An 18949-nucleotide genomic window follows, 5' to 3' on the forward strand; every position below is an offset into this window, starting at 1 on the left:
GTGGAGAAGGGTTGGAGTGCCGGGGCTTCAAGGCGTTCCCATGGCGTGCCGGGCCATCCAGTGCTTGAGGGGGCCGCTGCGGTCCACGCCGCGCATGCCCTGGTTGCGCAGCCACTGCCAGGGCTCCTGCGGCAGCGAGAACAGCCGCTGCAGGCCGTCCGTGGCCAGGCCCATGGGCAGCAGGGCCGTCTTGCGCCGGCGCTCGTAGCGGCGCAGCAGGCGCAGGTCGGCCACGCTGCGCCAGGGCTCGCGTGCGGCCAGCACCTCGGCCAGCGCCTGCACGTCGCCCAGGCCCAGGTTCAGGCCTTGGCCGGTGAGCGGGTGCACATTGTGGGCGGCGTCGCCCGCCAGCACCCAGCTCGCCGCTGCGCCGCCGCCCGTGGCCAGCGGCCCGCACCACTGCCGCGCACGCGCCTGCTGCAGCGGCCAGGCCGCGCGCGCACCCTCGGTGCGCAGGGCGCCCAGGGCGCCGCCGCTGGCCTGCTGCAGGCGCGCGGCAAAGGCAGCGTCGTCCAGCGCCAGCAGCTCCTGGGCCTGCTGGGGATGCACGGACCAGACCACGGCGACCTGCCGGCCGTCCGCGCCGCCCAGGGGCAGGAAGGCCAGAATGCTGCCGTCGGGCGCGAACCACTGGCGTGCGGTGGCGCCGTGCGCTTGCTCGCAGGCCAGGCGCGTGGCGATGGCGTGGTGCGGGTAGGGCGTCACGTCGAATGCGGCGCCAAACTCCTCGCGCGTGCGGCTGGCACGGCCCTCGCACACGGCGGTGAGGGGGGCGGGCACGGGCGCAGCCACCACCTCCACCAGCGGCTGGAAGCGCACGGCCTCGTGCAGGCGCGCTTCCAGCGCGGGCACATCGGCGATCCAGGCGAGCGCCTCCACGCCCTGGTCCGCGGCGTCGAAGGCAATCTCGCCGCCCTGGTCGCCGGCCACCTGCATGCGCTGCACCGGCGTGGCCTGTGCGGCGTCGGGCCAGCAGCGCAGGCTGTGCAGCAGGGTGCGCGAGGCCGCGTTGAGCGCATAGGCGCGCACATCGGGGCCTGTGCCGGCGGGGGCGGGTGGGGCCACCAGGGCCACGGAGAGCCGCTCGCGCGCCAGCAGCAGGGCCAGGGTGCGGCCCACCACGCCCGCCCCGCGGATGCAGATGTCAAAGGATTGCGCCATGTGTCCGATTGTAGGAGCCCGTCCACGGGCTGCGCGCAGGTCGGGCCGGGGCGGCCGCGCGGTATGCGCCAGGAGCCGTAAAATCTACGGTTTTTCCAGCGATTCACCAGAAAGCCCTGCCATGAGCCTGAAATGCGGCATCGTGGGCCTGCCCAATGTGGGCAAGTCCACCCTCTTCAACGCCCTCACCAAGGCCGGCATCGCCGCCGAGAACTACCCGTTCTGCACCATCGAGCCCAACACGGGCGTGGTGGAGGTGCCCGACCCGCGCCTGCAGCAACTGGCCGACATCATCCATCCCGAGCGCATCGTGCCGGCCATCGTCGAGTTCGTGGACATTGCGGGCCTGGTGGCCGGGGCGAGCAAGGGCGAGGGCCTGGGCAACCAGTTTCTGGCGCACATCCGCGAGACGGACGCCATCGTCAACGTGGTGCGCTGCTTCGAGGACCCGAACGTGATCCACGTCGCGGGACGCGTAGACCCCATTGCCGACATCGAGGTCATCCAGACCGAGCTGTGCCTGGCCGACCTGGGCACGGTGGAAAAAAGCCTGCAGCGCTACACCAAGGCGGCCAAGAGCGGCAATGACAAGGAAGCTGCCAAGCTCGTGCAGGTGCTCACGCGCGTGCAGGCCGCGCTGGACCAGGGCACGCCCGTGCGCGCGCTCGAATTCACCGATGAGGAAAGCGCGCTGCTCAAGCCGCTGTGCCTGATCACCGCCAAGCGCGCCATGTTCGTCGGCAACGTGGCCGAGGACGGGTTTGAGAACAACCCGCTGCTCGACCGCCTGCAGGAATACGCGGACAAGCAGAACGCCCCCGTGGTCGCCATCTGCGCCAAGATCGAAGCCGAACTGGCCGAGATGGACGACGCCGACCGCCTGGAATTCCTCAAGGAACTGGGCCAGGACGAACCGGGCCTCAACCGCCTGATCCGCGCGGGCTTCAAGCTGCTGGGCCTGCAGACCTACTTCACCGCGGGCGTCAAGGAAGTGCGCGCCTGGACCATCCACGTCGGGGACACCGCGCCCAAGGCGGCCGGCGTGATCCACGGCGACTTCGAGCGCGGCTTCATCCGCGCGCAGACCATCGCCTTCGACGACTTCATTGCCTACCAGGGCGAGCAGGGCGCCAAGGACGCGGGCAAGATGCGCGCCGAGGGCAAGGACTACGTCGTCAAGGATGGCGACGTGATGAACTTCCTGTTCAACGTCTGACACCGGTTGCCTGCGCATGAACACGGGCGTCGCCTACGCCGCGCTGGCGTACCTGTCCTGGGGGCTGTTTCCGCTGTACTTCCACCAGGTGGCGTCCGTGCCGGCGCTGGAGGTGGTGCTGCACCGCACGCTCTGGTCGCTGGTGTTCGTGCTGGTGGTGCTGGCGCTGCGCCGCCAGTGGGCCTGGGTGCGCGATGTGCTGCGCCAGCCGCGCGTGCTCGGTGCGTTTGCGCTCTCGGCGCTGCTGCTGTCGGCCAACTGGCTGACCTATGTCTGGGCCGTCAACAACGGCCATGTGGTCGATGCCAGCCTGGGCTACTTCATCCTGCCGCTGGTGAACGTGGGGATGGGCTTCGTGTTCCTGCGCGAGCGCCCGCGGCCCGGTCAGTGGCTGGCGGTGGCGGTGGCTGCCTGCGGGGTGCTGTGGCTCACGCTGCAGGCGGGGCATGTGCCCTGGATTGCCCTGGCCCTGGCGCTGACCTTCGGGTTCTACGGCCTGCTGCGCAAGGTGGCCGTGCTGGGTGCCCTGGAGGGCCTGACGCTGGAGACCGTGCTGCTCGCGCCGCTGGCCCTGGCCGTGCTGGGTTATGGGGCCTGGCAGGGGCAGGGCGCATTCGTGCACGGAGACGGGGCCACGCTGGGCTGGCTGCTGCTGGGCGGGCCGATCACGGCCGTGCCCTTGCTCATGTTTGCGGCCGGCGCACGCCGCATCCCGCTGGCCACCATGGGCATACTGCAGTACATCTCGCCGAGCATGCAGTTGGCGCTGGGGATCCTGTGGTTTGGTGAGCCTTTTGCGCCGCAGCGCATGCTGGGCTTCGGCCTGATCTGGGCGGCCCTGCTGGTCTACACCCTCGAAGGCTGGAGCCAGATGCGCAAAGCCGATGCGCGGCTGGTGCCCGGTGATACTGGAAAACACTGAGGTGGGGCTTTCTTACCAGCCGTAACATGCGCTGTTTGCTCTCCAGGGCAGGGTACCATGTGCCTTTGCCACCGGAATGCTGCCGTGCCCTGAAGCCCGTCAACCCCGCAGGCCGCCGCGTCGGCCCCTCCAGGATCGCTGCATTCCACTTCCGCCCAGGGCGCTGTCCGCTTCTTATCCATGTTCTCCGCTCGCAAAAAGCCGCAGTTCACGACAACGGACGTTTTTCCGCTGACCGACGCGATCATGGACTTCGATGATTCGGCGTCCGAGGGCATCCGGCTTTCGCGCCGGGAACTGGACATGCGCCGCCTGCCCGGGCAGCGCACCACGCTGCAGAAGTGGCTCATCGTCGTCTGCCTGCTGTGCCTGTACCTGATGGTGGTGGTGGTTTTCCATGCCCTGGGCATGGTGCAGCCGCGCACGGTCTATGCCCTGGTGGCCATGATGGGCGGCGGCCTGCTGCTGTTCCTGCTGATCTTCCGCTCAGGGGTGAACCGGCGCTTGCGTGAGAAGCGGTTGAAGTTCCCCATCGTCTTTCTTGCGCTGACCGGCATGCTGGCGGTGTTCTACCTGGAGCCCGTCACGCAGATCGTGCTCGCGCCTTTTGCCTTCGTGGCGCTGGCGTATGGCATGTACCGCATCCGGCGCGCGCTGGCCTATCTGCTTGGCTTTTATCTCATCGCGGGCTACGCGGCCGTCGTGGCCCTGCACTACTGGGAGCAGCAGAACGCGGCCTTGCTGCGCCTGGAGCTCATGCACCTGCTGGCCCTGGGGGCGGCGGTGCCGGCGTTTGTCTTCCTGATCGGCAAGGTGCAGTTGCTGCACCACATCCTGCACCGTGCCAACCGCAAGATCAAGAACATCCAGGAAGACGCCCAGCGCGATACCCTGCTCGGGTGCTACAACCGGCGCTACATCGTCACTGCGCTCGAAGAGCAGCAGCAGTTGGCCGACGAGACGGGCATCCCCCTGTGCCTGGCGGTGATCGATCTGGACCATTTCAAGCGCATCAACGATGCCCTGGGGCACCTGGGGGGCGACGAGGTGCTGCGCGCTTTCGCTCGCGTGGCGCAGGAGAATGTGCGTGCGGAAGACATCTTCGGCCGCTATGGCGGGGAGGAGTTCCTGCTGATTTTCCCCGGCACTGCCTTGCTGCCCGCGCTCAACACCTGCGAGCGCATCCGTGCCCAGGTCGAGGCGCAGACCTGGAAGGGACTGCCCCGCGGGCGCGTCACCGTCTCCATCGGTGTCACGCAGTACGTACCGGGCGAATCGGTGCTGGAGTTCTTCTCGCGCGCCGATACCGCCACCTACCTCGCCAAGGAGGGCGGGCGCAACCAGGTGGTGGTGGAGGAGCCCACGCGCAAGGGCGATCCTTCGGTGACGGTCCAGCCCGTGCCGGACGACGGCGAAGACGCGGAGCCCGCGGTGACGGTGCCCACGCCGCTGCACCCCGGGCGGCGCTACGCCTCGGGGTGACGGGGCGCCCGCGCTCGCGCCTCGTGCGCTGCCTGGCGGGCAGTGGGTGACAATGGCCGGATCGGCACCACACTGACAGGGCATGAGCGCACCGACCACCTCGGACTCCGCCGCTGCGGGTCCACCACCTTCGTCCACCGTGTTTCGCGCCCGCGGCCTGGGCAAGACCTACCAGACCGGGGTGGTGCAGGTGCGGGCGCTGCACGATGTCAACCTGGAGATCGCGCGCGGCGAGTTCGTGGTGCTGCTGGGCGCCTCGGGCAGTGGCAAATCCACGCTGCTGAACATCCTGGGCGGGCTGGACGTGCCCAGCACGGGCGAGGTCTGGTTCGCCGACCACCGCCTGACCGGCGCGAGCGAGGCCGAACTCACGGCCTACCGGCGCGAGCATGTGGGTTTTGTCTTCCAGTTCTACAACCTCATCCCCAGCCTCACGGTGCGCGAGAACGTGGCGCTGGTGACCGACATCGCGCCGCACCCCATGCCCATCGACGAGGCCATCGCGCTCGTCGGGCTCACGCCGCGCCAGGACCATTTTCCGGCGCAGCTCTCGGGCGGCGAGCAGCAGCGCGTGGCCATCGCGCGCGCCATCGTCAAGCGCCCCGAGGTGCTGCTGTGCGACGAGCCCACGGGCGCGCTCGACTACCAGACCGGCAAGATGGTGCTGGAGGTGATCGCCCGCATCAACGCCGAGCTGGGCACGACGGCGGTGGTCATCACGCACAACGCCGCCATCGCCGCCATGGCCGACCGCGTGGTCTACCTGGGCGACGGCACCATCCAGCGCGTGGAGCGCAACGCGCACCGCGTCACGCCGTCGGAGCTGTCCTGGTGACGCCGCTCCGCGGCCGCAAAGCATGAAAGCCCTCGACCGTAAGCTGCTGCGTGACCTGCGGCGCATGTGGAGCCAGGCGCTCACCATCGCGCTGGTGGTGGCCAGCGGCCTGGGCGGCTTCATCACCTGCCTGTCGGCGGTGGATTCGCTGGCGCTGGCGCGCGACCAGTTCTATGCCCGGGGCCATTTCGCCGATGCCTTCGTCACCGTCAAGCGCGCGCCGCTGGCGCTGGCCGAGGTCTTGCGTGGCGTGCCCGGCGTGGCCGATGTGCAGGTGACGGTGGAGCAGGTGGTGCGCGTGGAGATGGCCGGCGTGGCCGACCCCATCCTGGGCCAGCTCATCGGCGTGGACCTGCGCCAGCCGCCGCGCATGAACCAGGTCACCGTGGGCAAGGGGCGTGCCCTGGCGCCCGCCGGTTCCGGAGCGGCGCGCGGCGACGGCGCCATCGACGCCCTGGTGTCCGCGGGCTTTGCCAGCGTGCGCGGGCTGCGGCCGGGCGACGAGCTCACGGCCCTCGTCAACGGCAAGCAGCGGCAGCTGCGCATCGTGGGCACGGCGTTGTCGCCCGAGTTCATCTTTGCCGGCCTCGCGGGCATGCCCGACATGCGCGGCTTCGGCGTCTTCTGGGTAGACCGCGAGGCCCTGGCCGCCGCCTACGACATGCAGGGCGCGTTCAACCGCGTGGCCATCAAGCTGGCGCCGCAGGCCTCCGAGCCCGCCGTGCTCGATGGCCTCTCGCGCCTGCTCGCGCCCTACGGCGGGCGCGATGCCCGGGGCCGCGAGGACCAGACCTCGCACGCCATGCTCAACAACGAGATCAAGGAGATGCATGTCATGGGCACCGTGTTGCCCGCCATCTTCCTGGCCGTGGCGGCCTTCCTCCTGCATGTGGTGCTCTCGCGCCTGGTGTCCACGCAGCGCGAGCAGATCGCGGCGCTCAAGGCGCTGGGCTATGCCAATGCGGCCATCGCCGGGCACTACCTCAAGCTCGTGGCGCTGATCGTGGCCGCGGGGTTGGTGCTGGGCGTGGCGCTGGGCGACTGGCTGGGCACCTTGCTGACCCGGCTCTACATGGAGTTCTTCTTCTTTCCGGTGTTCGAGCACCGCATCGCGCCCTGGCTGATCGTGGTGGGGGCCTGTGTGACGGGGGGCACGGCGCTGCTGGGCACGCTCAGCGCCGTGGGCGCCACCGTGCGCCTGGCGCCGGCCGAGGCCATGCGCCCGCCGGCGCCAGGCCTGTACCGCCGCACCACGCTGGAACGCCTGGGCGTGCAGCGCATTCCACCGGCGCTGCGCATGGTGTTGCGCAACATGGAGCGCAAGCCCTTGCGCACCCTGCTGACCATCGGAGGCACGGCGGCGGCGGTGGCCATCGTCATCATGGGCAACTTCTTCCGCGATGCCATCGACCATATCGTCGATACCACGTTCCACCTGTCGATGCGCAGCGATGTGAATGTGTGGATGGCCGAGCCCGTGGATGCGCTGGCCCGCCTGCAACTGGCACGCCTGCCCGGCGTGCATTTGGTGGAGCCCACGCGCAGCGTGGCCGTGCGCATCCAGCACGGGCACCGCAGCGAGCGCGTGGGCCTGCAGGGCGTGCAACAGGGCGCGCAACTGCAGCGCATCATCGACGTCGAGGGGCGGCAGAGCACCGTGCCAGCCACCGGCCTGCTGCTCACCGACCGCCTGGCCGACAAACTGGGCATCCGCGCCGGCGACACGGTGCTGCTGGAGGTGCTGGAAGGGCGCCAGCGCAGCCTGCAGGTGCGCGTGCAGGCCACCGTGCGCGAGATGATGGGGCTCAACGCCTACGTGCAGCGCGACACCCTCAACCGCTGGCTGCAGGAAGGCGATGTGGCCTCGCAGTTCGCCGTGGCGCTGGAGCCCGGCACCGAGGCCCGCTTCCTGGAAGCCACCAAGGAGCTGCCTCGCGTGGCGGGCGCCTTCAGCAAGGCCACGCTGCTGCGCAACATGCAGGATGTGAGCGCGCGCAACGTGCGCATCATGAGTACCATCCTCACGCTGTTCGCGGCCGTGATCGCCGTGGGCGTGGTCTACAACAATGCCCGCATCGCCCTGGCCGAGCGCACCTGGGAGCTGGCCAGCCTGCGCGTGCTGGGTTTCACGCGGGGCGAGGTGTCGGCCCTGCTGCTGGGCGAGCTGGCCATCGGCATCGTGCTGGCGCTGCCCCTGGGCATGGCGCTGGGATGGGGGCTGGTGCACCTGGTGGTGACGCTGCTCAAGAACGACCAGTTTCTCTTCCCGGTGGTGATCAGTGCGCGCACCTACGCCGTGGCGGGCCTGTGCGTGGTGGCGGCCGGCGCGGCCAGCGCGCTGGTGGTGCGGCGGCGCATCGACCGGCTCGACATGGTGGGCGCGCTCAAGACGCGCGAATGAGCCCGCGCGGACAGGACAAGGACAAGAGCAATGCAGAAGAAGACATGGATGCTGGGCGCAGGGGCGGTGGTGGCACTGGCGGCGCTGCTGGCCTGGGCGTTCGCGCCCCGGCCGCTGCCGGTGGAGGTGGCCAGCGTGGTGCAGGGCCGGTTCGAGGCCGGCATCGAAGAGGATGCCAAGACCCGGCTGCGCGACCGCTACGCCGTCTCCGCCCCACTGGCCGGGCGCCTGGAGCGCATTGCCCTGCGCGAGGGCGACGCGGTGCGCGCCGGCGACGTGGTGGCGCGCATCCTGCCGGCGCTGCCGGCCCTGCTCGACGAGCGCGGCCTGCGCGAGCAGCAGGCACGTGTGGAGGCGGCGCAGGCCGGCGTGCAGCGCGCCGGGGTGCGCACCGAGCGCAGCCGCGCGGTGCTGGAGCAGGCGCGCGGCGACCTGCGCCGCAGCGAGGATCTGGCGCGCCAGGGCTTTGTGGCCGCCGCGCGCCTGGAGGCTGACCACCTGGCCCTGGACGCCGCGCAGAAGGATGCGCAGGCCGCCGTGCTGGAGCAGCAGGCGGCGCGCGCCGACCTGGCGCAGGCGCGCGCGGCGCTCGACGTGGTGCGCCGCCCGGAGGCGCCGGGTGCGGGCCGGGCCTTCGAGGTGCGCGCGCCGGTGGCGGGGCGTGTGCTGCGCGTGGCGCAAACCAGCGAGGGCATGGTGGGCTTGGGCGCCGTGCTCATCGAGCTGGGCGACACCGCGCAGCTCGAAGTGGTGGCGCCGCTCTTGTCCACCGATGCGCTGCAGGTGCGCGCGGGCAGCCCCGTGCGCATCGAGCGCTGGGGTGGCCCCGGCGTGCTGCAGGCCCGCGTGCGCAGCGTCGAGCCGGCGGCGTTCACCAAGGTCTCCGCCCTGGGGGTGGAAGAGCAGCGCGTGAACGTGCTCATCGACCTCACGAGCCCGGCCGCGCAGTGGGCGGCGCTGGGCGACGGCTACCGCGTGGTCGTGCGCGTGCTCACGCGCGAGGCGGAGCAGGCCACGCTGGTACCCCTGAGCGCGCTGTTCCCGCTGCCGGATGGCGCCGGTGCCGGCGCCACCGCGTCTGCTGCGCCGCGCATGGCCGTGTTCGTGGTGGAGCAGGGGCGTGCGCGGCGTGTCCCCGTGGAGCTGGAGGCGCGCGGCAGCACCCACGCCTGGGTGCGCCAGGGGCTGGACGTGGGGGCGCAGGTCGTGGTCTATCCCCCGGCCACGCTGGCCGACGGCGCCCGTGTGCGCCTGCGCGCGCCATGACGGACGCAGCCATGGACCAGACCGCGCAGCAGGCCTGCGCTGCCGCCGAGCAGCGCCTGCGCGCCCTGCAGCAGGCGCCACAGGCCTTTGGCCACGCAGCCGACGCCGTGCAGTGGCTGGAGACGCATATCTCCTGGCTGCTGCTGGCGGGTGACTATGCCTACAAGTTCAAGAAGCCCCTGAAGCTCGATTTCCTCGATTTCAGCACCCTGGAGCTGCGCCGCAGCGCGTGCGCCGAGGAGCTGCGCATCAACCGGCGCACGGCGCCCGACCTGTACCTCGGGCTGGTGGGGCTGACGGTTGCAGCGGACGGCTCCGCGCGCCTGCTGCCCCTGGAGGCTGCGCCGCCAGGTGCCGAGCCGGCCGTGCGCATGCGCCGCTTTGCGCAGGAGGCCCTGCTCGCGCAGGTGCTCGAGCGCGGGCAGCTCCAGCCGGGGCATATCGACACGCTGGCGCAGCACATCGCACGCTTTCATGACCAGGCTGCCGTGGCGCGGCCCGGGCAGCCCTGGGGCACGCCGCAGGCCGTGCGGACGCCGGTGGCCGACGTGCTGGCTGCCCTGCAGGCCGAGGCCACGGCCCGTGGCAGCGCCGCTGTGGCGCAGGTGCAGCGCCTGGCGCATTGGTGCGCGCGGCAGGGGGCCGGCCTGGAGGCCGTCTGGGGCGCCCGCCTGGCCGCGGGCCGGGTGCGCGAATGCCATGGCGACCTGCACCTGGGCAACCTGGTGCTGCTGGACGGGCAGCCGCAGTTGTTCGACGCCATCGAGTTCAACGCTGCGCTGCGCTGGATCGACTGCGTGGCCGACATCGCCTTCCTGGTCATGGACCTGGAGGCGCGCGCGCGTGCCGACCTCGCCTGGCGTTTTCTCAACGCCTGGCTGGAGCAGTCGGGCGACTATGAGGGCCTGCAGGTGCTGGACTACTACCGGGTGTACCGGGCGCTGGTGCGCGCCCGCGTTGCCGGCATGCGCGCCAGCCAGGCGGCCGGGGCGCAGCAGGCGGCGAGCGTGCAGGAGCAGCAGCATTACCTGGACCTGGCCGAGCGCTTCACTGCGCCGCGCCCCGCGGCCCTGTGGCTCACGCATGGCTTGTCCGGCTCGGGCAAGAGCACGCAGGCGCTGGCCCTGGCGTGCCAGCGCGGCATGGTGCGCCTGCGCGCCGATGTGGAGCGCAAGCGCCTGTTCGGCCTGGCGCCCGAAGCCTCCAGCCATGCGGTGGCGGGTGGCATCTACACGGCCGCGGCCTCGCTGCGCACGCACGAGCGGCTGGCGCACCTGGCGCGCACCGTGCTGGCCGCGGGCCTGCCGGTGCTGGTCGATGCCACCTTCCTGGACCCGGCCATGCGTGAGCGCTTCTTCGCCCTGGCGCGTGCGCTGGGCGTGCCCTGCCGCATCCTGTGCTTCGAGGCGCCGCTGCCCGTGCTGCGCGAGCGCGTGCGTGCGCGCCAGCGCGCGGGGGGTGATGCCTCCGAGGCCGACGAGCAGGTGCTGCTGGCGCAATGGGCAGCGGCGCGGCCGCTGTCTGCGCAGGAAGAGGCCCTGGCCGTGCATGTGGATACCACCCGGCCGGTGGACTGGGACGTGCTGCTGCCGCCCGAGCCGGCTACAGCCCCACCTGGCCCGGCACCAGATGCAGCAGCACCGTCGTCATGAACAGGTAGCGCAGGAACTTGCCTATGGCCATGTAGGCCAGACAGGGCCAGAACGGCAGCTGGAGCCAGCCGGCCACGGCGCACAGCGGGTCGCCCACCACGGGCAGCCAGCTCAGCAGGCAGGTCTTGGCGCCCCATTTGCGCAGCCAGATGCGCGCGCGGCGCTCGTTGCGGCTGAGTTCGCGCGCCGGCTTGGCCTCGGCAGCCGGGGGGTGGCCGGCCCGCCGGTGGCGGCGCGCGGCATCCCAGGCGCGGTGCGCGCCCAGCCCCATCCACCAGCTCACGCCACCGCCCAGGGTGTTGCCCACCGTGGCCACGAGGATGGCGGGCCAGAAGAGATCGGGGTTGAGCTTGATGAGCCCGAACACGGCCGGCTCTGAGCCCAGCGGCAGCAGCGTCGCGGACACGAAGGAGACCACGAACACCGTGCCCAGGCCGAACTGCGGCAGGGCCAGCCAATGCAGCAAGGGGAGGATCCAGGTCTCCATGGGAGCGCCAGTGTAGGCGAGCGGCGGCGCGCCGGTGTCCATTTCAGTTGCTGAAATTTTGAGCAGCTACAATCCTGCCTCCTTTTTCAGCACCGGCTGTCTGCCAGCCTCCGCGCGCCTCCATGCACATCGGCCCCATCCCCTTGGCCAACCGCCTGTTTGTCGCCCCCATGGCCGGGGTGACGGACCGGCCGTTCCGCCAGCTGTGCAAGCGCCTGGGTGCGGGCTACGCGGTGAGCGAGATGGTGACTTCGCGCAAGGACCTGTGGAACAGCCTCAAGACCTCGCGCCGGGCCAACCACGAGGGCGAGCCGGGGCCGATCGCGGTACAGATCGCGGGCACCGATGCCGCCATGATGGCCGAGGCCGCGGTCTACAACATTGACCGCGGCGCCCAGATCATCGACATCAACATGGGCTGCCCGGCCAAGAAGGTCTGCAACAAATGGGCGGGCTCGGCGCTGATGCAGAACGAGCCCCTGGCCGTGCAGATCGCCGAAGCCGTGGTCGCGGCCTGCGCGCCGCATCGCGTGCCCGTCACCCTCAAGATGCGCACGGGCTGGTGCCAGCGGCACCGCAACGCCGTGCAGCTTGCGCGCCAGTTCGAGGCCGTGGGCATCCAGATGCTCACGGTGCATGGCCGCACGCGCGAGCAGGGGTACAAGGGCCAGGCCGAATACGACACCATCGCCGCGGTGAAGGCGCAGGTGGCCATCCCCGTGGTCGCCAATGGCGACATCACCAGCCCCGAGAAGGCGCGCGCCGTGCTGGCACATACGGGTGCAGACGCCGTCATGGTGGGGCGCGCCGCCCAGGGGCGGCCGTGGATCTTCCGCGAGATCGCGCACTACCTGGCCACGGGCGAGCACCTGGCCCCGCCCCGGGTGGACGAACTGCGCAGCCTGCTGCTCGAACACCTGCAGGACCATTACCGCCTCTACGGCGAAGGTGCGGGCACGCGCAGCGCGCGCAAGCACATCGCCTGGTACCTGCGCGGCCTGCCCGGGGGCGAGGCCTTCAGACAACATATCAACACCATCGACGACTGCCAGGTGCAATGGCAGGCCGTGGCCGGCTATCTGGACGCCCTGGGGCAGCAGATGGACCGGCTGCCCCCGAGCCCCCTGCAGGACGCCGATGCACAAGACGCGGAGGGATGAACGCCATGAGCAAGAAGCACATCGAGGACTGCGTGCGTGAGAGCCTGCTGGGCTACTTCAGCGACCTGGGCGGCGAGACGCCCAACGGCATGTACGACATGCTGGTGCGCGTCGTGGAGAAACCGCTGCTGGAGGTCGTCATGGCGCAGGCCGACCACAACCAGTCGCGCGCGGCCGAATGGCTGGGCCTGAACCGCAACACCCTGCGCAAAAAGCTCGTGGAGCACAAGATGCTCTGATCCTCAATTGCTATTTTTTACATAGCACGTTGCGCTTGCCAGCAGGGCGCTAGAGCCGATTTTTATCTCAAAACCTAAGGCCACCATGAACGCACTTCTCTCCGTCTCCGACAAGACCGGCATCGTCGACTTCGCACGTGCCCTGCACGCCCTGGGCATCCAACTGCTCTCCACCGGCGGCACCGCCCAGCTGCTCGCCAAAGAGGGCCTGCCCGTGACCGAGGTGGCCGAGGTCACGCAGTTCCCCGAGATGCTTGACGGCCGCGTCAAGACCCTGCACCCCAAGGTGCACGGCGGCCTGCTGGCGCGCCGCGACCTGCCCGCGCACATGGCGGCCCTGAAGGAGCACGGCATCGCCACCATCGACCTGCTGGTGGTGAACCTCTACCCCTTTGAAGCCACGGTGGCCCAGGCCGGCTGCACGCTGGCCGACGCGATCGAGAACATCGACATCGGCGGCCCCGCCATGGTGCGCAGCGCCGCCAAGAACTGGAAGGATGTGGGCGTGATTACCTCGGCCGACCAGTACGCGGCCGTGCTGGCCGAACTGAAGGCCCAAGGCAAGCTCAGCGACAAGCTGCGCTTTGCGCTGTCGGTGGCCGCCTTCAACCGCATCGCGCAGTACGACGGCGCGATCAGCGACTACCTGTCGTCCATCACCTTCGAGCAAGACAAGCTCAGCGAGGGCTATGTGCCCCAGCGCACGCTGTTCCCCGGCCAGAGCAACGGCATCTTCACCAAGGTGCAGGACCTGCGCTACGGCGAGAACAGCCACCAGCAGGCCGCGCTGTACCGCGACCTGTACCCCGCGCCCGGTTCGCTGGTCACCGGCGTGCAGTTGCAGGGCAAGGAGCTGAGCTACAACAACATCGCCGACGCCGACGCCGCCTGGGAATGCGTCAAGAGCTTTGACGCGCCCGCCTGCGTGATCGTCAAGCACGCCAACCCCTGCGGTGTGGCCGTGGGCAAGGATGCGCTGGAGTCCTACAGCAAGGCCTTCCAGACCGACCCGACCAGCGCCTTCGGCGGCATCATCGCCTTCAACCGCACGGTGGACAAGGCGGCGGCCGAGGCCGTGGTCAAGCAGTTCGTCGAGGTGCTGATGGCGCCCGACTTCACGCCCGAAGCGCTGGAGGTTTTCAAGCCCAAGGTCAATGTGCGCCTGATGAAGATCGCCTTGCCCCAGGGCGGTGCGTCCGCCTGGGACCAGGGCCGCAACGCCATGGACGCCAAGCGCGTGGGCTCGGGCCTGCTGCTGCAGACGGCCGACAACCACGAGCTGGCGCTGGCCGACCTGAAGGTGGTGACCGTCAAGCAGCCTACGCCCGAAGAGCTGAACGACCTGCTGTTTGCCTGGAAGGTGGCCAAGTACGTCAAGAGCAATGCCATCGTGTTCTGCAAGAACGGCATGACCATGGGCGTGGGCGCGGGCCAGATGAGCCGCCTCGATTCAGCGCGCATCGCCAGTATCAAGGCCGAGGCCGCCAAGCTGAGCCTGCAGGGCACGGTGGTGGCCAGCGACGCCTTCTTCCCGTTCCGCGACGGGCTGGACGTGGTGGTCGATGCAGGCGCGACCTGCGTGGCCCAGCCCGGCGGCAGCATGCGCGACCAGGAAGTGATTGACGCCGCCAACGAGCGCGGCGTGGCCATGGTGTTCACGGGCGTGCGCCACTTCCGGCATTGAGAGGGGTGCACCCCCCTGAGGTGCCTTCGGCGCCTTTCCCCCCGCTCTCGCAGCGCTGTGCGCTGCGGGCAGGGGGGCGCCCCCAGCGCGGCGGGGCGGCCCTTGCGCGGGGGCGCTGGCCTGGGTTGCGCCCAGGTCTAAGAGTGGTGGGAGTGCAAAGGATTCAGCACGCTGCCCAGACGCTACGCGTGCTTTTGTGGCTCAAGGAGCGGGAGGCGTTGCCTTGATCTGAGTGATCAGGGCGTCCTTGGATTGCCAGACGCCGTCAAGCCAGCTCTGCAGTTGGGCGCGCTGGCGCGCGCCGTTCTTGAACAGGTCGGGGGGGATGGGCTGTTGGCGCACGACGACCACCACATCCCCCAGGCGCCCCGACATGGCGTCCACAAAGCTGGGCGTGCCCTGGGGGTAGACCAGGGTCACGTCCACCAGGCCGGTGAACAGGTCGCCGATGGTGCTCAGCGCCATGCCCAGGCCGCCGCTCTTGGGTTGCAGCAGGTGCTGGTAGGGCGATTGCTGGTCGGCGTGCTTGGCAGGGGTGAAGCGCGTGCCCTCGGCAAAGCTCATCACCGAGGTGGGCAGCAGGCGGAACTTCTCGCAGGCCTCGCGGGCCGCCTTGAGATCCTTGCGCGCGTTGGCGCCGCCGCCCCGGCGCATGAACGGGAAGTCCAGCGCCCACCATGCCAGGCCCAGCACAGGCACGTAGATCAGCTCGTACTTGAGGAAGAACTTGAGCATGGGGATGCGGCGGTTGAGCACGCGCTGCAACACCACGATGTCCACCCAGCTCAGGTGGTTGCTGGTCACCAGGTACCAGCCGTCAGGCCGCAGTCCTTCCAGGCCGCTGACCTGCCACTGGGAACGGTTCACCGCCATCAGCCAGAAGTTGTTGACGCTGATCCACAACTGCGGGATGAAGTTGAGCACCCGGTCGGTGGCGCGCCGCACCGGAGCAAAAGGCAGCAGCAGTTTGATGAGTGCAAAGGGCGTCATCGAGGCGCAGAACAACAGGGTGTTCAGCACCAGGACGACGGCGGAAAAGACGAACTTCAGGGCCGACATCAAGAGCTTCGCGGAAGGAGAAGGCTGTGCACTGGGCTTCAGCGCAGCGTCTGGAAGACCGCGCGGGCGGCATCCACCGTGGCCGCGATGTCGTCGGCGGTGTGGGCTGCGCTCACGAAGCCGGCTTCATAGAGCGCCGGGGCGATGTACACACCGCGGTCGAGCAGGCCATGGAACAGCTGGTTGAAGCGCGCGCCGTCGGTGCGCATGACCTGTGGGTAGTTCTGTGGCAGTTCGGGCATCAGGAAGAAGCCGAACATGCCGCCCTGGCAGTCCACGCTGAAAGGCACGCCCTCGGCGTCGGCGGCGGCCTTGAGGCCATCGACCAGCGAGCGCGTGGAGGCCGAGAGGGCCTCGTAGAAGCCGGGCTTGCGGATCTCGCGCAGCGTGGCCAGGCCGCAGGCCGTGGCCACAGGGTTGCCCGACAGCGTGCCGGCCTGGTAGACGCCGCCCAGCGGCGCCAGGTGCTCCATGACGGCGCGCTTGCCACCAAAGGCCGCCAGCGGCATGCCGCCGCCGATGACCTTGCCCATCACCGTGAGGTCGGGCTCGAAGCCGGGGATGGCCTGGGCATAGACGCTTTGCGCGCCGCCCAGCGCCACGCGAAAGCCCGTCATGACCTCGTCGTACACCAGCAGGGCGCCATGCTGCGTGCACAGCTCGCGGCAGCGGCGCGTGAACTCGACGCTGGCGCGCACGAAGTTCATGTTGCCGGCGATGGGCTCGATCATCAGGCAGGCGATGTCCTTGCCGTGCAGCACGAAGGCTTCTTCCAGTTGCTGCACGTTGTTGTATTCGAGCACCAGCGTGTGCTGCACCACCTCGGGCGGCACGCCGGCACTGGTGGCGTTGCCGAAGGTGGCCAGGCCCGAGCCGGCCTTGACCAGCAGCGCATCGGCGTGGCCGTGGTAGCAGCCCTCGAACTTGATGATCTTGCTGCGGCCCGTGGCGCCGCGCGCCAGGCGGATGGCGCTCATGCCGGCCTCGGTGCCCGAGCTGACGAGGCGCACCATGTCCATGGAGGGCATGATCGAGAGGATTTCCTCGGCCAGCTCGACCTCGCGCTCCGTGGGCGCGCCGAACGAGAAGCCTTCGAGCACGGCCTTCTGCACGGCTTCGAGCACGGCCGGGTGGCCGTGGCCCAGGATCATCGGGCCCCAGGAGCCGATGTAGTCGATGAAGCGTTGGTCGTTGGCGTCCCAGAAATAGGCGCCCTGGGCGCGCTTGACGAAGCGCGGCGTGCCGCCGACGGCGCGGAAGGCGCGCACGGGAGAGTTGACGCCGCCGGGGATCACGGCCTTGGCGCGTTCGAACAGGGGGAGGTTGAGGTCAGTGCTTGGTGTCATGGCAGGGGAATCCATAGCCTTCAAGGGTTGGTGCGTCGTCCTTGTCGGCTTCGGGTGGAGGAGGGTCGCCGTCCTCGGGCTCGGCCCAGAACATGCGGTCGGGGATGGCATGGCCCATGCCGGGGCGGAATCCCGCCTCCAGGCAGCGGTCCAGGAACGAGAGCGCCTCGGTGCAGGCCGTGGTGAGGTCGGTGCCGCATGCCAGCAAGGCCGCCAGCGCTGCGCTGAGCGTGTCGCCCGCGCCGGTGAAGGTGGCATCGAACAGCTCGCAGCGCACATGGCAGTGCACGGTCTCGGGGCTGGCCAGCACGTTCTCCACATGGTGCGCAGGCAGGGGAATGCCGGTCACCAGCGTGTAGGGAACGCCCATGTCGGCCGCGGCCGCTGCAATGTCGCGCGCCGTGGGGCTGCGCTCGCTGCTCCAGTCCGGCAGCAGCCAGCGCCACAGGGTGCTGTGGTTTCCAACCAACACCGAAGTCTGGGGCAACAGCAGCTCGCGGAAGGCGTCCAGGTACTGGTCGATGTGCGGTTCCTGCCACCAGGACAGGTGCGGCATGTAGCTCACCACGGGCAGCTCGGCGTAGTCTGCGGCGAGCTCGGCAATGGCGCTGAGGTTCTCCACGCTGCCCACGAAACCGACCTTGATGGCCTGCACCGGCAGGTCTTCCAGCGCAGTGCGGGCCTGCTCGTGCACAGCCTCGTCATCCAGACTGAAATGGTCGTAGATCCGCTCCGTATCGCGGACATAGGCCCCCGTGACCACGGCGGCCGGGTGCCCTCCCATGGCAGCCACCGTGGCGACATCTGCCGTCAGGCCGCCGGCCCCGCTGGGGTCGCCGGCGTTGAACGCCAGCACGCAGGGGGGATGGCTGGCAGTGCTGCGGGTGTCGTCGTCGGAGGAGCTTGGCGGTTCGTAGGACATGGCGCCCTGTGCGTGGCGAAGGGTGTGACGCGGCCGGGTGCCGACGGCACAGACCAGCTCGGGGGGCTGGCTACAATCGTTGCATTCTATGTGAAGGCCCCTTAAGCTGTGCCCCGCTGGCGCCGCGGCCAGGTCTCTTGCCGCGTTGCGCGCAACCAGGGCCTGGGCCGGACCCGAGGGTTATTCCGGGTGCAAAGGCTGCCAAGAAGGAACGAGGGTTTGGGATACTCGCTGTCAGGAGCGGGTTGCCGGGAGGGCATGGATGCCAGTGGGATGCGGATCGTTGGACTATGGCATGCGCGGCTCTTGCCATCTGTTTATTTTTCCCATCGGGAGCAGTGAAAATTGACTACAAGCGGCGCAACTTTCAAAGTGCTCGTGGTGGACGACAGCAACACCATCCGGCGCAGCGCGGAGATTTTTCTCAAGCAGGGCGGGCACGAGGTCGTGTTGGCCGATGACGGCTTCGACGCCTTGGCCAAGATCAACGACTACCACCCCCAGTTGATTTTTTGCGACATCCTGATGCCCAAGCTCGATGGCTACCAGACGGTCGCCATCATCAAGCGCAACCCCCGCTTCGCGAGCACCCCGGTGGTGATGCTGTCATCCAAGGATGGTGTGTTCGACAAGGCACGCGGGCGCATGGTGGGCTGCCAGGAATATCTGACCAAACCTTTTACCAAAGACCAGTTGCTGCAGGCCGTGCAGCAGTATGGCCAATCCGATCAAGGAGCGATGTGATGCCTATCCAGAAAGTGCTTGTCGTGGATGACTCCAAGACCGAGCTGATGTTCCTCACCGATCTGCTGCAGAAGAAGGGCATGCAGGTGCGCACGGCGGAAAACGCCGAAGAGGCCTTCCGCCGCCTGGCAGAGGAAAAGCCCGACCTGATCCTCATGGACGTGGTCATGCCCGGGCAGAACGGCTTCCAGCTCACGCGCGCCATCACGCGCGATCCCCAGTATGCCGACGTGCCCATCATCATGTGCACGAGCAAGAACCAGGAAACCGACCGGGTCTGGGGCATGCGCCAGGGGGCGCGCGGCTACATCACCAAACCGGTGGACCCGGCCGAGCTGCAGGCCAAGATCGACGCGCTCAACTGAATTACCTG

At 69.3% G+C, this 18949-nt stretch carries 17 protein-coding genes; 12 read left to right on the forward strand and 5 right to left on the reverse strand.

Features of this window, described 5'->3' with window-relative positions; translation table 11 throughout:
• Positions 1-27: 27 nt before the first annotated feature.
• Entirely contained in the window at positions 28-1161 is a 1134-nt protein-coding gene (locus tag CGR01S_RS14470) for an FAD-dependent monooxygenase (protein ID WP_042428755.1), read from the reverse strand.
• 121 nt (positions 1162-1282) lie between these two features.
• On the opposite strand from CGR01S_RS14470, the gene ychF reads away from it, so the two are divergent.
• The 7 genes from ychF to CGR01S_RS14505 all read left to right on the forward strand — a co-directional run bounded on the left by ychF (position 1283) and on the right by CGR01S_RS14505 (position 10935).
• Entirely contained in the window at positions 1283-2377 is a 1095-nt protein-coding gene (ychF, locus tag CGR01S_RS14475; protein ID WP_042428758.1) for a redox-regulated ATPase YchF, read from the forward strand.
• Between the two features lie 16 nt (positions 2378-2393).
• Complete coding sequence (gene rarD, locus CGR01S_RS14480; protein ID WP_042428759.1) at positions 2394-3299, forward strand: EamA family transporter RarD; 906 nt, start codon at positions 2394-2396, stop codon at positions 3297-3299.
• A 246-nt stretch (positions 3300-3545) separates the two neighbouring features.
• The gene (locus CGR01S_RS14485) at positions 3546-4781 is read left to right on the forward strand and encodes a GGDEF domain-containing protein (RefSeq protein ID WP_245616815.1); all 1236 of its coding nucleotides are present in this window, start codon (positions 3546-3548) and stop codon (positions 4779-4781) included.
• Positions 4782-4863: 82 nt separating this feature from the next.
• A complete protein-coding gene (locus CGR01S_RS14490) occupies positions 4864-5616 on the forward strand; it encodes an ABC transporter ATP-binding protein (protein ID WP_042428762.1) in 753 nt (250 codons plus the stop codon).
• A 22-nt stretch (positions 5617-5638) separates the two neighbouring features.
• Complete coding sequence (locus tag CGR01S_RS14495; RefSeq protein ID WP_042428764.1) at positions 5639-8017, forward strand: ABC transporter permease; 2379 nt, start codon at positions 5639-5641, stop codon at positions 8015-8017.
• A 30-nt stretch (positions 8018-8047) separates the two neighbouring features.
• Positions 8048-9283: an efflux RND transporter periplasmic adaptor subunit gene (locus CGR01S_RS14500; RefSeq protein ID WP_042428766.1), complete on the forward strand. Its 1236-nt coding sequence runs from the start codon at positions 8048-8050 to the stop codon at positions 9281-9283.
• Positions 9280-10935 carry a bifunctional aminoglycoside phosphotransferase/ATP-binding protein gene (locus tag CGR01S_RS14505; RefSeq protein ID WP_245616816.1) on the forward strand — a complete coding sequence of 552 codons (1656 nt, stop codon included), beginning with the start codon at positions 9280-9282 and terminating at the stop codon, positions 10933-10935. The genes CGR01S_RS14500 and CGR01S_RS14505 overlap by 4 nt, the downstream gene beginning before the upstream one ends.
• Here CGR01S_RS14505 and CGR01S_RS14510 read toward each other — a convergent pair.
• Positions 10886-11422 (reverse strand): YqaA family protein, encoded by a 537-nt coding sequence (locus CGR01S_RS14510; protein WP_042428840.1) that lies wholly within the window; start codon positions 11420-11422, stop codon positions 10886-10888. The genes CGR01S_RS14505 and CGR01S_RS14510 overlap by 50 nt on opposite strands.
• A 122-nt stretch (positions 11423-11544) precedes the next feature.
• Here CGR01S_RS14510 and dusB point away from each other — a divergent pair, with 122 nt between their 5' ends.
• From dusB to purH, 3 genes are all read left to right on the forward strand, one after another.
• Positions 11545-12582, forward strand: coding sequence for a tRNA dihydrouridine synthase DusB (dusB, locus tag CGR01S_RS14515; RefSeq protein WP_042428768.1), 1038 nt, complete (start codon positions 11545-11547; stop codon positions 12580-12582).
• A 5-nt stretch (positions 12583-12587) separates the two neighbouring features.
• Positions 12588-12821: a helix-turn-helix domain-containing protein gene (locus CGR01S_RS14520; RefSeq protein ID WP_042428843.1), complete on the forward strand. Its 234-nt coding sequence runs from the start codon at positions 12588-12590 to the stop codon at positions 12819-12821.
• Positions 12822-12906: 85 nt separating this feature from the next.
• Entirely contained in the window at positions 12907-14505 is a 1599-nt protein-coding gene (gene purH, locus CGR01S_RS14525; protein WP_042428771.1) for a bifunctional phosphoribosylaminoimidazolecarboxamide formyltransferase/IMP cyclohydrolase, read from the forward strand.
• A gap of 201 nt (positions 14506-14706) precedes the next feature.
• Here purH and yihG read toward each other — a convergent pair whose 3' ends face one another.
• From yihG to thiD, 3 genes are read right to left on the reverse strand one after another with little or no spacing between them, the layout of a single operon-like run.
• Positions 14707-15564: a 1-acylglycerol-3-phosphate O-acyltransferase, YihG family gene (yihG, locus tag CGR01S_RS14530; RefSeq protein ID WP_042428774.1), complete on the reverse strand. Its 858-nt coding sequence runs from the start codon at positions 15562-15564 to the stop codon at positions 14707-14709.
• 38 nt (positions 15565-15602) lie between these two features.
• Positions 15603-16910 (reverse strand): glutamate-1-semialdehyde 2,1-aminomutase, encoded by a 1308-nt coding sequence (gene hemL, locus CGR01S_RS14535; protein WP_042428775.1) that lies wholly within the window; start codon positions 16908-16910, stop codon positions 15603-15605.
• Positions 16894-17832: a bifunctional hydroxymethylpyrimidine kinase/phosphomethylpyrimidine kinase gene (gene thiD, locus CGR01S_RS14540; RefSeq protein ID WP_042428778.1), complete on the reverse strand. Its 939-nt coding sequence runs from the start codon at positions 17830-17832 to the stop codon at positions 16894-16896. The genes hemL and thiD overlap by 17 nt, the downstream gene beginning before the upstream one ends.
• 345 nt (positions 17833-18177) lie before the next feature.
• Here thiD and CGR01S_RS14545 point away from each other — a divergent pair, with 345 nt between their 5' ends.
• Positions 18178-18576 (forward strand): response regulator, encoded by a 399-nt coding sequence (locus CGR01S_RS14545; protein WP_042428781.1) that lies wholly within the window; start codon positions 18178-18180, stop codon positions 18574-18576.
• Positions 18576-18941 carry a response regulator gene (locus CGR01S_RS14550; RefSeq protein WP_011806674.1) on the forward strand — a complete coding sequence of 122 codons (366 nt, stop codon included), beginning with the start codon at positions 18576-18578 and terminating at the stop codon, positions 18939-18941. The genes CGR01S_RS14545 and CGR01S_RS14550 overlap by 1 nt, the downstream gene beginning before the upstream one ends.
• Positions 18942-18949: the final 8 nt, after the last annotated feature.

This window comes from Comamonas granuli NBRC 101663, assembly GCF_000739995.1.
Lineage (GTDB): Bacteria > Pseudomonadota > Gammaproteobacteria > Burkholderiales > Burkholderiaceae_C > Simplicispira > Simplicispira granuli.